This is a genomic window from Fimbriimonas sp. LA-C6 (assembly GCF_055398105.1).
In genome coordinates, this window is sequence record NZ_AP038796.1 from 2,257,875 (window position 1) to 2,271,163 (window position 13,289).

At 52.4% G+C, this 13,289-nt stretch carries 19 protein-coding genes; 9 read left to right on the top strand and 10 right to left on the bottom strand.

What is annotated here, in order from left to right:
• Positions 1–27: 27 nt before the first annotated feature.
• The 7 genes from ACZ51B_RS10450 to ACZ51B_RS10480 form a co-directional block, all read right to left on the bottom strand.
• Entirely contained in the window at positions 28–702 is a 675-nt protein-coding gene (locus tag ACZ51B_RS10450) for a hypothetical protein (protein ID WP_464293264.1), read from the bottom strand.
• 28 nt (positions 703–730) lie between these two features.
• Positions 731–1,801 (bottom strand): hypothetical protein, encoded by a 1,071-nt coding sequence (locus ACZ51B_RS10455; protein WP_464293265.1) that lies wholly within the window; start codon positions 1,799–1,801, stop codon positions 731–733.
• 31 nt (positions 1,802–1,832) lie between these two features.
• Positions 1,833–2,822 carry a hypothetical protein gene (locus ACZ51B_RS10460; protein ID WP_464293266.1) on the bottom strand — a complete coding sequence of 330 codons (990 nt, stop codon included), beginning with the start codon at positions 2,820–2,822 and terminating at the stop codon, positions 1,833–1,835.
• A gap of 108 nt (positions 2,823–2,930) precedes the next feature.
• Positions 2,931–4,634, bottom strand: coding sequence for a hypothetical protein (locus ACZ51B_RS10465; RefSeq protein WP_464293267.1), 1,704 nt, complete (start codon positions 4,632–4,634; stop codon positions 2,931–2,933).
• Positions 4,634–5,797 (bottom strand): hypothetical protein, encoded by a 1,164-nt coding sequence (locus ACZ51B_RS10470; protein WP_464293268.1) that lies wholly within the window; start codon positions 5,795–5,797, stop codon positions 4,634–4,636. The genes ACZ51B_RS10465 and ACZ51B_RS10470 overlap by 1 nt, the downstream gene beginning before the upstream one ends.
• Positions 5,794–7,389, bottom strand: coding sequence for a hypothetical protein (locus tag ACZ51B_RS10475; RefSeq protein ID WP_464293269.1), 1,596 nt, complete (start codon positions 7,387–7,389; stop codon positions 5,794–5,796). The genes ACZ51B_RS10470 and ACZ51B_RS10475 overlap by 4 nt, the downstream gene beginning before the upstream one ends.
• Positions 7,379–8,020 (bottom strand): hypothetical protein, encoded by a 642-nt coding sequence (locus tag ACZ51B_RS10480; RefSeq protein WP_464293270.1) that lies wholly within the window; start codon positions 8,018–8,020, stop codon positions 7,379–7,381. The genes ACZ51B_RS10475 and ACZ51B_RS10480 overlap by 11 nt, the downstream gene beginning before the upstream one ends.
• Before the next feature lie 897 nt (positions 8,021–8,917).
• Between ACZ51B_RS10480 and ACZ51B_RS10485 the strand changes: the two genes are divergently transcribed.
• From ACZ51B_RS10485 to ACZ51B_RS10520, 8 genes are all read left to right on the top strand, one after another.
• Entirely contained in the window at positions 8,918–9,085 is a 168-nt protein-coding gene (locus ACZ51B_RS10485; protein WP_464293271.1) for a hypothetical protein, read from the top strand.
• Complete coding sequence (locus ACZ51B_RS10490; protein WP_464293272.1) at positions 9,085–9,258, top strand: hypothetical protein; 174 nt, start codon at positions 9,085–9,087, stop codon at positions 9,256–9,258. The genes ACZ51B_RS10485 and ACZ51B_RS10490 overlap by 1 nt, the downstream gene beginning before the upstream one ends.
• A gap of 59 nt (positions 9,259–9,317) precedes the next feature.
• The gene (locus tag ACZ51B_RS10495; protein ID WP_464293273.1) at positions 9,318–9,839 is read left to right on the top strand and encodes a hypothetical protein; all 522 of its coding nucleotides are present in this window, start codon (positions 9,318–9,320) and stop codon (positions 9,837–9,839) included.
• A 94-nt stretch (positions 9,840–9,933) separates the two neighbouring features.
• Positions 9,934–10,356 (top strand): hypothetical protein, encoded by a 423-nt coding sequence (locus ACZ51B_RS10500; protein ID WP_464293274.1) that lies wholly within the window; start codon positions 9,934–9,936, stop codon positions 10,354–10,356.
• A gap of 387 nt (positions 10,357–10,743) precedes the next feature.
• Complete coding sequence (locus ACZ51B_RS10505) at positions 10,744–11,073, top strand: hypothetical protein (RefSeq protein WP_464293275.1); 330 nt, start codon at positions 10,744–10,746, stop codon at positions 11,071–11,073.
• Complete coding sequence (locus ACZ51B_RS10510; protein WP_464293276.1) at positions 11,073–11,306, top strand: hypothetical protein; 234 nt, start codon at positions 11,073–11,075, stop codon at positions 11,304–11,306. The genes ACZ51B_RS10505 and ACZ51B_RS10510 overlap by 1 nt, the downstream gene beginning before the upstream one ends.
• A 59-nt stretch (positions 11,307–11,365) precedes the next feature.
• Positions 11,366–11,494, top strand: coding sequence for a hypothetical protein (locus ACZ51B_RS10515; RefSeq protein ID WP_464293277.1), 129 nt, complete (start codon positions 11,366–11,368; stop codon positions 11,492–11,494).
• Between the two features lie 3 nt (positions 11,495–11,497).
• Positions 11,498–12,025, top strand: coding sequence for a hypothetical protein (locus tag ACZ51B_RS10520; RefSeq protein WP_464293278.1), 528 nt, complete (start codon positions 11,498–11,500; stop codon positions 12,023–12,025).
• 155 nt (positions 12,026–12,180) lie between these two features.
• On the opposite strand, the gene ACZ51B_RS10525 is transcribed toward ACZ51B_RS10520, so the two are convergent.
• From ACZ51B_RS10525 to ACZ51B_RS10535, 3 genes are read right to left on the bottom strand one after another with little or no spacing between them, the layout of a single operon-like run.
• A complete protein-coding gene (locus tag ACZ51B_RS10525) occupies positions 12,181–12,504 on the bottom strand; it encodes a hypothetical protein (RefSeq protein WP_464293279.1) in 324 nt (107 codons plus the stop codon).
• Positions 12,505–12,547: 43 nt separating this feature from the next.
• The gene (locus ACZ51B_RS10530; RefSeq protein WP_464293280.1) at positions 12,548–12,862 is read right to left on the bottom strand and encodes a hypothetical protein; all 315 of its coding nucleotides are present in this window, start codon (positions 12,860–12,862) and stop codon (positions 12,548–12,550) included.
• A 35-nt stretch (positions 12,863–12,897) separates the two neighbouring features.
• The gene (locus tag ACZ51B_RS10535) at positions 12,898–13,080 is read right to left on the bottom strand and encodes a hypothetical protein (RefSeq protein WP_464293281.1); all 183 of its coding nucleotides are present in this window, start codon (positions 13,078–13,080) and stop codon (positions 12,898–12,900) included.
• Between the two features lie 56 nt (positions 13,081–13,136).
• On the opposite strand from ACZ51B_RS10535, the gene ACZ51B_RS10540 reads away from it, so the two are divergent.
• Positions 13,137–13,277 (top strand): hypothetical protein, encoded by a 141-nt coding sequence (locus ACZ51B_RS10540; RefSeq protein WP_464293282.1) that lies wholly within the window; start codon positions 13,137–13,139, stop codon positions 13,275–13,277.
• The last annotated feature ends 12 nt before the right edge of the window (positions 13,278–13,289 follow it).

The following is a 13,289-nucleotide window of genomic DNA, read 5'->3' on the forward strand; positions in this document are numbered from 1 at the left end:
CTTTTGGTCGTATGGCTTAGAGCCGGTTTACGTCCTCGGTCCCATCGTCTGCGTGTAATCAAGCCACAAGGATTGAGTTCCAGTCGTAGAACCGGACCTCATCGCAGCGGTTACGCACAGCGGAACTGTGGGCATTGATGCAGTCGGCTTAGGATCGGATGTCCAAATGATCTTCCCGTTGAGGTGGACATTAATGACCGCCTTGTCAGTGTCACGCTGAACGTTGATATCCAGCCCCCACATCTGATCAACACCAGGATTCCGAAGGCCTGAGGCAACTGTGTAAGTCACGGCAACGCCGCCCTTTACAACATAGAGTTTCACTGTGTTGCTTGTTGGGACTCCGTAGAGGTAGATGCCATCAATGTTCTGAGACGCGAGCACCGTAGTTGATACGGCAGCGAGACCAATCGCCCACTCGACATCTAACATGGCCTCATTAATCAACCATCGTTGAGCAATGGTTCTCTCTGCGATCAGCGAAAACTGATAAGTCTTCTGCTGAATCTGATAGCCACTTAGGTTAGTGGTAGCAGCACCAGCCAGGCCCAATTTCCCGTTTACGCCAACGGCTATCGTAGCGGTTCCGCCGAGAACGGCAGTTCCAGTGAAATCAGCAAGGTCAGCAGCCGTGCTAAAGTCGTTGTAGTAGTTGAGCGTCGGGTCCGTGTTCCAGAAGTCGTGTAAATTGAGTGTAGTCATTGTTTTGAACTAACGACCGTTGCCGCCCTTAGGACGGCAACTGGCAGTTGTAGGCTCGCCCCCAGAACCTTGGATTCTCATTGATGAATGCTGTCATCAACCAGCCCTGCAAGAGCACCGATGTCGGAACCTCTGGCCAAGGATCAATCAGATCCAAGCTGGCTTGCTCTTCTTGCGAAAAGCCCCACGACAGAACGGACGAGTCACCTACGTAGATCTCGGGCTTAGGAAGCAGATCTAACCGTGGCTCCCGCATCCAAAAGACACCTGATTCATCCTGGAAAACATCTCCTGGAATCTTCAGAGCAGCCTCGGGCATTTGTCGGATCGTGTTGCCTAGCTGTGCTCTCGCATAGTGGTAGAACGCCGATGGCAAAATCACCATGTCTACTTGAGCATCGCGGTCTCGCAGTTTGTCAATGATATCCCTGCGAAGATTGTCCACAGTGAAAACCCACGGGACCGAGTCGGTTCCGACGTTCAGCGCCTTCAATTCAGCTCTTGTATTTAGATCAATACCTAAATAAGAGTAGACGCCTGTACCCGTAGGGTTATTTCCAGCATATCCCGTCTGGAGAGGGTAGGCAAAGTTCATGAGGCAGTCAACGACTCCATCCTTCACGCCTGAACCTCCAACCAAATTCACGGTCGGGAATAGATCTGCCTGCCACTGTTGAGCAGCACCCATGACCGCACGTTGAGAGATTTTCTGAATCCAATTCGCGAACGCAGCTTCTCCGCGATTCGTGTACGCCCTGATTTCCGTCTTGTCAATCGGCTCTCCCATCTGATACTGAGAGGCCCTTGTTCGTCCCTGCGTAACCTTGGTGTTTTTAGTGATGTTCACCCGGCGTCGTGAAATGACCGGATCAAGCCCGTTTACACCTACCCACTTTGGAGCACCTGTCCACCAGTTAAACGCCATCTCCCCGCAATCAATTCCGTCCGACCCTGTCTTAACGGTAGGCGCTCCGCGATTCCAATACGTGTCCATCCCACGCATCCTGCCAACAGTTGTTGGGGTGTTGAACTGACCTTCGCGAATAACGCGATTCATCTGCTTCAACGCCAAGACTTCTAGCCCTGTAAATTCACTCATACTTGCTTACCTCCTGTGTTTTTCCTAGTTCCTATTTCCCGCGATTGTCGAACCACGCGCGAACGTCTGCTTCAAGCGGAGAAAGGTCTTCCTTCGGCGCTTCGCCTCCGCCACGCGTTGGGTCAGGCAATGTGATTGGTTCTTGCTTTCCTGAGTTGGAAGCGGGCTTTGCAGCCGCGCTTGCGGTTGTCGAGTTGGGCTTAATCCCTTTGCCTGTCAATGCAAGCGACACGATGTCTTTCACCATCGTTGGGTTAGCCAATGCGAGAAAAAGCTGTTGGTCCGTCAACTGACGCATGGTCTGGAAAGCCTTTGCGCCACCGTTGTCCATGAATCCAAGAACCTCAGTGGGAGTCAAGCTCAAGCCAAACTCTTCGTTAACGGCCCGGGTAGCAACGTCAGCAGCCGCAGCAACTTGATTGCCGTGCATCGCAAAGAAGAACTGCTGCACATTGGCGACCTCAGCGGCAAACCGTTGTTCAATCTGAATAGCGTGCTGAGCGATCTCTTTCGCGACCCCTACGATTCTTCGCTCGCCTTCAGTGTCGTAATTTGCAGCCTCTAGCTCTGTTTCAAGGGCACTGATGCGGTCGAGGATCGGATTGGTGGGAGCCTGAGAGCCTTCAGCGGTTGCGCTTTCTGCGGTCGCACCCGAAGCATCCGAGGCATCCTGAGAACTAGCACTAGTCGCAGGTGCATCTACAGGCTGAGGCACAATCCCTAGGGCCTGCTTGGCTATCAGGTTTTGATATGCAGCCTTGTAGTCGATCTCTCCAGTAGTAGATCCATCAGCCTCTTCAGCTGCTTCACTTGCACTGCCTTCGGAACCTTCAGTCCCTTCTGTGGATGTTTCCGTTCCTTCAGTTGTCGAACCGGACGGACTCTCTGTCGATTCAGAGCCAGCACTAGCACCAGCGTTAGTTTCACTGCCAGTTGCAGAGTCAGCAGTGCCCGAAACAAAACCGCCGCCACCAGAGTCGTCTGGAGCATAAAGGAACAATCTATGAACGAGTTTCTTCATTTTTCTTTCACTTAACCGTGTAAGTAGCTCACAAAAGCAGTATAACGCCGTTATTTTCTTTTAGTGAGCTTTGGATGACGAATTTAGAGAATTTCTCTACTAGCCCATTTACATGGGTTGTGGTGCGCCCTCTGGGGGCATGGCATTAGGGTCTTGGCCTGGTCCGGCCACTGGTGGTGGCGCGGGTGACCTCAATCCGAACTCTGCATCTGGGTTTCGATGTCCGAGCTTGCGAAGGACATAACTGAAAACCTTGACCGGGTCAGCAACCTGCAATTCCATTGCAGGTGTCAAAACGGTTTGGAACTCCAACATGAGTTGCTGATTAAGCTGCTCTTCACTCTTGAAAATAAGAGACTCAGGATTGATGTCAGTTGCCAGCTCAACTGATAGGAATGGAGCCAACGGGAATATCTTCGGGTCCAGCGGATCCATATCGGGGATGATAAGGATCTCTTTCCCTGTGTCCCATTGCGCACCGATCACCCGAGTTACCTGAATCAAATCAGTTATGCAGGCTGCATAGCGTCGCCTCATGTGTTGCGCCTGAACACCTGCCGAAGCAACCAGGTTTTCAACCTCGTATCTCGTTCGGCGCTCTCCGCCTAGAGCTTGCCCTCTTTGCATGTCCTGCACGCCGGTGCTTGCGTTAATCTCTTCCTTGTAGACCGCACGCATTTGCAAGTAGATCGGTGGCAACTGCTCAGCTGGGATTCGTTTGATTGCCTCCGAAACATCTCCGTTCGTGACAATCAGCCGGTCCATTTCTTCAGGATTCTTGGCATTGAGCATCTTGTCAACAAACGTCGGATCGTGCATCTTCTGGGAGTCAATCAACGTCAGCGCAGGTCCATTCCGAACCGTCTCTGTCATGAGCCGCTCAACGGCATTGAGCATCGAAGATAGCCTTGTGGTTGTTTGGAGCTTGCCTACAGGCCTCTCCACGCCAGGACACCAACTGTCAATCCACCACGCATGAGGCTGAACACCAAACGGGTTCGGCCCAGCGTTAGTAGTAGTCTTCTCGTAGCGCATGCCCTTGCTGGGGTTCATGCGCAGAGCAATCGAGTTTCCGCCCTGGACGGACCCGAGGAACACAACGTGCTCATCCTCACTCCAGTAGTCGTACACAAGAATGATCCGCCTTGGATTTCGCTCCGAACGCGTACCCTTGAACGCTTCAGTCTTGCCCTCCATGACGACAAGGTTCTTGATGTCCTCCGAGGTGACAGCAGAACCGTAGATGTCCTCGACATCCTCAGGGCAAAGCAGCCGTCTTTCGCAGACCCAACGCCAGTCGGTTTCACGACTGCGATCCCACAAGGTGTGCAAGATCGGCTGATGCCTCCAGTTGACACGACCTTTCGTAATCCCGCAGCTGAGACCACTGATTCCATTCGCCTCGACTTCCATGGCCGTCCGGTACAGCTCGGTAGACCAATCTTGTCTTTGCCAGCGATTGAAAATGTATGCAGCGTTTACCCTTCGAATATAGGGGTCTGGATGCACGAAGGTTGCCTCAGGATTCATGACGAGTCCGTTGGCGTTGATTCGTGCGTTAATCAGGTTATGGTTCTGTTGCCCCAGGCTTCCCATGCCTGGGGCAATCTTTGGATACAGAGGCAGGTCCCCTCCAGCTTGATAGGCAGCGCCAGACGCCCTCAAAACACCGCCCTTCATCGCTGCATCGATAGCCCGCTTGTTGCCAGACATAATTAGCTGAAGCGTCCACATGAGGTCGTAGTAGTCCACGTCTGTGGCCTCTTTGATCCACAAGCGGATCGTGTCTAGGGACGTCTTGCGCTGGGCCATTATTTCTTGCCCTTGCCCTTCTTGTCTGTCTCTTCAGCGTTGGCTTGTGATTCAGATGGCTGTGATTCCGGTTCGTCCAGCGAATCCGCATCGACCTTCTTGTCTGTCTCTTCAGCGTTGGCTTGTGATTCAGATGGCTGTGATTCCGGTTCGTCCAGCGAATCCGCATCGACCTTCTTGTCTGTCTCTTCAGCGTTTGGATCGTCTCCGCCAGATCTCTCCAGCACTTCGCTCAAAGGAGCAGATGGGAAGTCGGCTTCCGAAGCCGCTGCCGATGCTCTCTGAGTCCTCACCTGAATAAACATCTCGAACAAGTCACGCTGCTCGGGAGTAAGGCCCTCGGGGAAGTCTCGTCGGAAAATGCTATGCAAGCACTTCTCTTGCTCCGTAGGGTCGGCCTCAGCGCCATCGTCAAAGGCAAGGAAGCCTTCGAGACATGAAACAGCAACGTCCGAGATCAAGCTCTCTGGGGGCCAAGGCTCTGTTGAAATGACCTCGCGAGAAACACCCATGATGTACTTGTAGGCGGACTCAGCACTGGAGAAGTCTGGTTTTACGTGTCCAACCAGATCCTCTGAATCAGCCTTGTAAGCGTAAGTCACCGAGGAAGCACAGAACCAAAGAGGCTGATTCACCAGCGCAGCGATGCTGATCTCATAACGCGCAAGACCCTCACCATTGACGGAGGATAAGTCAATCTCGTTGAGTTGCTTTTTGAATTCCTCAATCTCGTCAATCGCCTTGTTCCTCGTGTTGAGGTCGTCTCGCTGTTGTTCGGTCAATTCCAATTCTTGCCCGGTCTCTGGGTCAATCTCAGATGGAATCGTAATAGATGCGGCAGCCCGGCGCTCAGCTATTGACTGAACGATATGCTCTCTCATGGTCTGTTTCTGCCGAATCACTTCAGCATCAAGCTCCACGAGCACAACGATTCTCGCGTGATCCTGACTCACCCCTACGTGATAGTGGTTGCCTAGGCATGAGACAACGATTGGGTGAATGGTCCCATGCACCTGCTTGCGTCTCGCCTCTCCGATCTCGAAGACTCTGGCCAGCACCCCAAGTGGCAGGAGTGGCAAGTGATCTTCGAATACATGTGTTTCGTGTGTTGTTTGGTTTGTTGGTTCTTCGTTGGCCTCGATAGCCTGTTCGTCTGTTGTCATAACCAGTCCTCCGAGTGATTGTCTCGTTGCTTTTGCGCATCTCTGAGCCGCCTCAGGTACTCCGGAGAGCCGAACTCATATGCGTCGTTCTTGGGCTGGGGTATCCCCCTAAATCGTGTGTGAAGGAAGTAGCGGCCCGAGTCGTACCAGTGGTTGCGTCCACCTTGCGGGTCAACATCTTCGGGGTTCGTCTTGTCTCGCGGAAGATCCGGGATCTCGTTGGCCAGGTCTTTGGCTCCAATCCATCCAGGCTCACCGGAATGGATTCTCCAGCGAGGATGCTTAGTCAAGCTCCCTTCGGAATTGAAATTCAGAAGCAGGAAGGAGGCTACGGTAGCAGCGCCCTCTACACGGTCATTGATGGCTAACTCGAAGTGAACTCCGGCCCTCTTAAACTTCTCCTTTCTGGTAAGCCTGGATTTGTCTTCAGCAGCCTTTCCGTTAATCGCAGGATCTGCAAATCGACGCCGAACCTTCAGTCCGCATCTCCGCTCCAGTTCAAGAATCAGCTTCGCCTGCTCTTCAGCTTCCTTGCCGACCATGCCGAGACCGTAGAACGTCCATACGTTTCCGTCCGGGTCTACCAGGTGAAGCAGATAAGCCGATACCGAATCGTGACTAGTCGCATAGTCGAGGGAGGCATAGCAGACGAAGCCGTAGTCCTCACAGTTTTTTAAGAACTCTTCGGGGCTGACGTCCGTGATTCCCCATCGCTCGAAGAGGTTCGCCCACACGAAGCGGTGATAGGCATCGCGCCACATGTAGAAGCGACCCGAAGCGTACAGGTCCCATGCGCCTTCGTCACGCGCACGACGGATATCCGGGTCTTCAACCATGCCCATACGGGCGTCGATGATTTCCTTGTGGACAGCGTAAGCAGGATTGTCAGACTTTAGCGCCTGGACAAAGAATAGGTTCTCCGGACTGTACGCCCTGAAGAATGCGTGTTCGAGGTTTCGATAGTGTGGATGAAAGACCTTCTTGACCCATCCGTGCCCTACTCCGTCCGGGTTCGTAGCCGCGAGGATCGGAATAAACGGCAACGGCTTGTCATCGGGACGGATGGTGTAAAGGATGTTTCCGAACTGATCGTAGGTCAGCTCTGTAAGCTCATCAATCAGACCGTACACGGACTCAGAACCACGCTTCGTGTTCTGGTTTTTCGAGGAATCCCCTGATGAAACGATGTTGCGGAGGTAGACACCCCCTAAACCTTCCTCATAGAACTCGATGTGGTACCCGTGCTTGTTCGATTCAGAGAACCGGCCAATCCCAGCGAACTCCCTCTGTATCTTTCGGATATGCCGGTCCTGTAGGTCCGGGTACGTGAGACAGTAGAGGGTGCCCCACTGGTTTGGGAATCCAAGCTCTCGGTAAAGAAGATTGAATTCGTACGAAGCAGATCGAAGCAGGTAGCTCTTTCCGCCCCATCCAGCGCCGCCATAGAGGCACATCGGCTGCTTTCGCGGCTTGTTTGCGAAGTAACCCTGGTTAGTACAGAAATCAAGCGCGATACGCTGCTTAACAGAGAGCGTCCGATAGTTCCGCCACGAGACAATGCTATGCTCGTCGATACCAGCCCTAGGAGCCATCCGCCTCCATCCCGTTCAGCGCAAGCACGTCCAAGAACTCCGCGTCAATCACGTCGTCTTCTTTAGTCCTAACCGGCGCAATGGTGATCTGCGCACCGTCAGCATTGATCTGGACAACCGCTCCGCCACGCTTGTCAACAAGACCAAGCAGCTCAGCCATGAACTTCGAAGCGTTCAGGCTTGCGACATACTCCCCAGAAGCCTCGGACTTGAGTTGAATCCGCTTAGTCGCGGCAAGGATGGAAGTCCGGTCCACAGACAGAGCCAATGAGACCTCTGCCTTAATCGCCATCATGAAGGCGTACATCGCCTCTCCGGCGTTTTCAGTCACGTTCTGGAGCTTCGTGCCCGGCGCATAGCCCGCTTCCTTCAGGGCCTTCCGTCCGTCGCCCATGTGCTTGCGGTAGGCGATCCCGAATCTTATCTGCTGATCGGTCAGATACTGGAGGAACCACGCGCTATCCGATTCGGCGGACAACTTCTCAATCTTCTCCGGCAGAGCAGTTACCCGCTCCCCAAGACTGAGCCGAACATCGTCAGAAGACGCCACAGCGCCAGCAATAGCCTGATCCGAAGGGGTCAGGTCCGGGGCTTCTCTCTCCGTCTTCTTTCTGGGCTTCCGTTTCTTCATCCGCAGTCCGCAGCACAATTTTACTACGATTACCACGCGCAGAAATCAGAAAACCATTTTTGTGCATGAATTTGTTTCCGGGAGGGAGCGCGCGAACTCCGTCCACCCCCCTCTCCCCCTTGACCCCTCCAAACGAACCGGGCCTCAGACAAAAGGGCTTACACGTGTTACCGGCTGGGTGAATGATCGCTATCAGGTACACCGAGAACACCAATGGTCACCACGAAAGGTCACCATACAGGTTCAATTGCCCATTTTTGAACCTAGTCTAGACCGTGGAATTTAATAGACAAACAATTTCAGCCTCGGAAGTCATCTATTAGTTAGACAATTGGCTAAGTATCGAAAATCATCCGTTAATCAGGGTTACTCACGCACCTCTCTCAACTCCGCTCCCCGAAATTCCGGAAAAGAAAAGAAAAGAGAACTCGGAGTAAATACAGTCCAGAAATTCAGGGTTCGGGCCTAGGCGGCACAAGAATTTTCGGAAAAATTACCGCGAATACTACAAAACTCTGTCAACTGTGTTAATATTAATCTATCGCCATCGTTCACACGGTGCGGAGGTTATACAGTCATGCAAACACTGAACACGGAATTAAAGAGTCTGTCTATACAGAACTCTTGCTTAACATCCTTTGAGAGACACGAGTTTGGATATGTGTCCGCTACATGCATCAGAGAGGTACACGGCACTTATGCCGGGCTTAACTGCGATACGGTGGCCAAGGCGTTACTAAGCAACGGATGGTCTCTAGGGCGTCAGCTAGACCTAGCAAGATACGTATCTCTGGTATTCACTCGTGAATCGGAAGGGCTGGTTGAAGTCCTCTTTCTGGACGTTCACCCGGCAGCCAAGAGTGAACTTGAGTGGTTTAAGTGTCTTGACTGGGATCTATGGCTAAGAACGGTGTCCGCATGAGCATTGAGCAGATACTAGCCGATGAGCGTTCATGCCTCGATTGGGCGCTAGGCATCACAGACCGCACTGTGATTGACCCAACTAAGGAGTTCCAGCCACATTACAACCTACTGGACCGCATGGGCTACGGGGAGAGTAACTGATGGTCACTCAGCACACTGAGAACGGCATCAAGATTACTATTTCGTTCCACAGCGGCAACCCTAACACTATCGCAAACCGATTGAGTGAGAAACTCGGCAGAGAAGCCACAGACGCGGAATTAGGGGCTGAGGTCAAGCGAATTATGAAATCTATTCAGGACGAAACGCCTTAGGGCGTCCACGCGTGAGGCGCGTGCTGATGAGTCCGCTAACCATCAGAGAGGTTACAGTCATGCAAAAGAAACCTAATTTCAAAGTCACCATAACCACGAATAACGCAAGCATGCTACTCGGCACGTTTAACACATTCGATGAGGCCTATGCGCATATAAACGACAACGTGCAAGCAGGGCTAGGGCGAATCACATCAATTTACCACCACACAGATGGGTCAGTCGCGTTCTACGAGGGGGCATCGCATTCGTACCGAATCAGCTTAGTGAAGCAAACCAGGGCCGATAGGAAGGCACTAACAAGAGGCTTCGCCTACAGCAAACTCAAACTCATTCTCAAGCCTAAAGACACCGTGTACACAGTCGTCCAGTCAAAAACACCAACCCGAAGGCGCATAAGTCTGATATGCGTTGAGAACAGCCAACTAAGACGCCTAACGAACCTTGTTAAGCTCCTGCATGATCAGACCTTGAAAGGGGGCGAGTACCTAACCACCGACCAAGGTGAATACCGAGTGGTTCAGGACCTGGCAGAGAGGCTGTTCGGAGACAGCGAACTACTAAACCAGGTCAGTATCTGATCAGAAAACACAGAAGGGGGAGCCGCTAAGCATCCCCCAGTGTTACAGTCATGCAAAGAAAGTAACATCACGAGACTACCACAAGGAAACAAACATGAAGAAATTTGAAGTAACCACACACGGACGACAAGAGAGCGCAATCGGCGCCTTTTACGACCTTGCCCCAATCCTCATAGATGCAAACAACGAAGACGAAGCCCGAACGAAGGCAATCGAGCAATGGCGAAGCAAGGGCTACGAGACTCACCATATGGCAGTTAAAGAAGTCCCTCAACTAACACTTATAGCCAACTGGGATACCTTAGACCAGGCCCTAGGACCCGAATCAAACGATGCGGATATTGAAGCCTTCGTCCCGGCTGCTCGCGTATGGGCATCGGAGAACGGTTACAAGTTCGATACCATCCGCAATATTCAACAGTCGGGATTCTTCTTCTCATCGGATGGCGAAACCCAAGACAACGATTACAACGACGAAGCCAACCACGCATTCGAACAGATCATTTCCCGCATGTAAAGCAGAAACCGCAAGACCAACGAGAAAAACCAATGGACCAAATACCGTTAATACCCCCTATGGGTTTGTGGCTACGGCAAGTCAATTACGTCAACGCAGTCACAAACGAGCCAGTGTCATTTACAGGGCATCCGCAGACGGACGAGCAGGCCCTCGAAATCCTGGGAGCCTACACAGGCACCGAACAGGGCGAGATATCCAAGAACCTGTACCAATTACACAGACGTTCAGGATTGTCTCTGATCGAGGCATTAAATAAAACCCTGGTGCGATTGCTACCGGAAGAACGTAGACCCAAAGCCGAAACCGCGTGAGCGGTCAGCACGTTATGCGTGCTCTGATGAGGCTACCCGCGTCCGCTAACGCGACTCATGAGGGGAAACAGTCATGCAACAAAATATAGGCACCAACCGGAACCAACCGGAACCAACTGGTAACCAACTGGTACCAACTGGTACCGATACTCAGCGCGTCATCTATACCGTAACCGTCACGGTTGCACCCGAGACCAAACCACGCTTTAAGCCCTGGGAATTCAGCGACAGAGAGCAGGCAGTGAACTATGCCTATGGGTTCTTCGGTGATGATCCGCTAGATGTAGTTTGCACGTACATAGGCGGAAGCGCTTCCGAACTGCGATACGCATCAAGACAGGTACACGAAGCCGTAGGCCTCACGGTCAAGATCGAATCACTACGCATTGAGGCGGTGGCCTGATGTACTCGATAATCGCCTACACAGTCATCGACGGGCACGAGTACGCGAGAGAGTCACACGACAGACGCGACCCCGACAAAGCGAAGGACCTCGCACGGGAACTATGGATGTTCAACCCGGAACTCCGAGTACGGATCATCGAAAAGGCAACCGGGAAAACCTGGGAGATGGATTCTCACGGAGGTTTCGACGTCACGAACGAGGGTCAACAATTGCAGGAGGTGCTGTTTTGAGCCGCGAACCATTGCGGGCCTCACACGTGGCCGTTATACTCAATGTCTCACCCTCACGAGTGCGACAACTCCGCCTAGCTGGTGAACTCACCGGCACATGGGACGGAATGGCCTGGCAGTACGATCGCAAACAGGTAGAAGCCTACACCGCAAAGCCAGTAGGCAGACCACGCAAGAAGGAACGCTAGTTCATGAATAACCACCAATACAGAATCTTGGAAGACGCGATTTACGGCAAGGTTTGCTACCACTTGACGGGCGACCAACAGTTCGCCGGTCGTCTATCCAGATATGTTATCGAACACCTAAAGGACAGAGACCTTAAGATCGCGGGATACTTGATTCCGCATCGGTTATTTGACTCTGTCGAAGTGTATGTCGCCACCGACTTGCAACTCTATGTGTTTTCGGGCGAGTTGCCAATGGTCATCGAGCGCCCATATGACGAAGTGGACGGCATCATAGCAACCCTTGAGCACGAATCCAATAAGCTTCGTTACGCGGCCGGGAACCGCACCGAGGAAGCAATCGAAAGGGATAGGGAACTTACTGAGTTTTCTAGACTTCTACTGAGTCTGAAGCTACAGCGTACGCCTATTCCTCTGACTTTCGATGATGATGCTAGCCCTTCATCTCCAAATCCTTTCTCACGCTTAGATACAGAGGATTCAGGGTGGCGGACGCATGCCGGTAAGACTCTCCGCGACCTCAAGAACTAAGATGAACCCGACTAACCAGGCCAATTGCACGAGCTCTCGGCGATTGGCCGTAAACCACTCAATTACCGGATGCTCACGCACGGGCACGGGTTCAAACAGGACCAATACCTTATCATCGTCCTCCGGTCTCACGCGGGCATTATACACACCCTAAGTCACTCGGACCAAACGGTGTCCGGCTCCCACTCACTGAAGGGTGCATCTGGCAGACTCACGCAACCACCCAACGAGTTCGGTAGAACCTGTTCGGCGGATCTCTTAGTAGCCTCGGCGGCATCACTCAATTCACGAGCAGCCCCAAAGGAAACGATGGTCTGATTGATCACGTCGTGGCTAGAAAGCTTGCCCTTCCGAGTGTTCGCTAGATACTCGTTCCTCACGTCCAAAGGCAGAGCGGAAAGGTTCGTCGTGCGCACACGCTGCCTGCGCTTAGGCTCACGGATCTCAGCGGGCCAATCAGGATCAGAAATACGTCTCATGTCTATATAGTAGGCACATGTCTACTATATAGACAAGGAATTCTCAAAAACAGGTAATAGCGTACGGGCTTCTTGGCGTCATGCCGATCACGCGCGCAGGGATGAACTCCAGTGTTACGGTTGGCTTGGGTTGCGGCATCTCCACGACTGCCTTAACTGCCTGGACTTCGGCGGGGTCTTTTTCCTGGATGGGCGTGCGGAAGTCATCAACACTCCAGGACTTCGTCCACCCAGCATAAGAAGGCTTCGGGAAGCCATCCTCTTCAGCTTGTTCTAAGACAGCATGAATACCAAGGCTCCAATCAACTGGTAAGTTCCAGATAAACGCCTTGAACTTCTCGTTTCTTTTTGACCACAACCAATGACTCTCCCTAACCCCCATTGGTATCAGCACTACTCTTCAACCTCGCTTTGATCGGCTGCTGAGGGCAGGATTTCAGCCCGCTTGTTGAGTTCTGCGCGGAGACGCGGCCAATGCTCATCCGCAATCGCCAGCATCCTCACACTCTTACCCATCAACACTTCCATCATTTCTTCGGTTAACTCAGTTACTTCATCATAAATATTGCAATCCATCTCTCACCTACCTAGTCTTACTTAGACTTGTTTAGAACCTCGGAAACAAACCTTCCATGCTTGCACAGACTCTCACTCTTCCGAATGTGAGGGCTTCCGTGGCATTGGTAATCAAACCAAAACGACTCACACGAGCACCAAACGTAACCGCTGGTGTCGCACACGGCCACATCATGAACCGGTCTGGATGGCGATGAGCGGACTCTGAA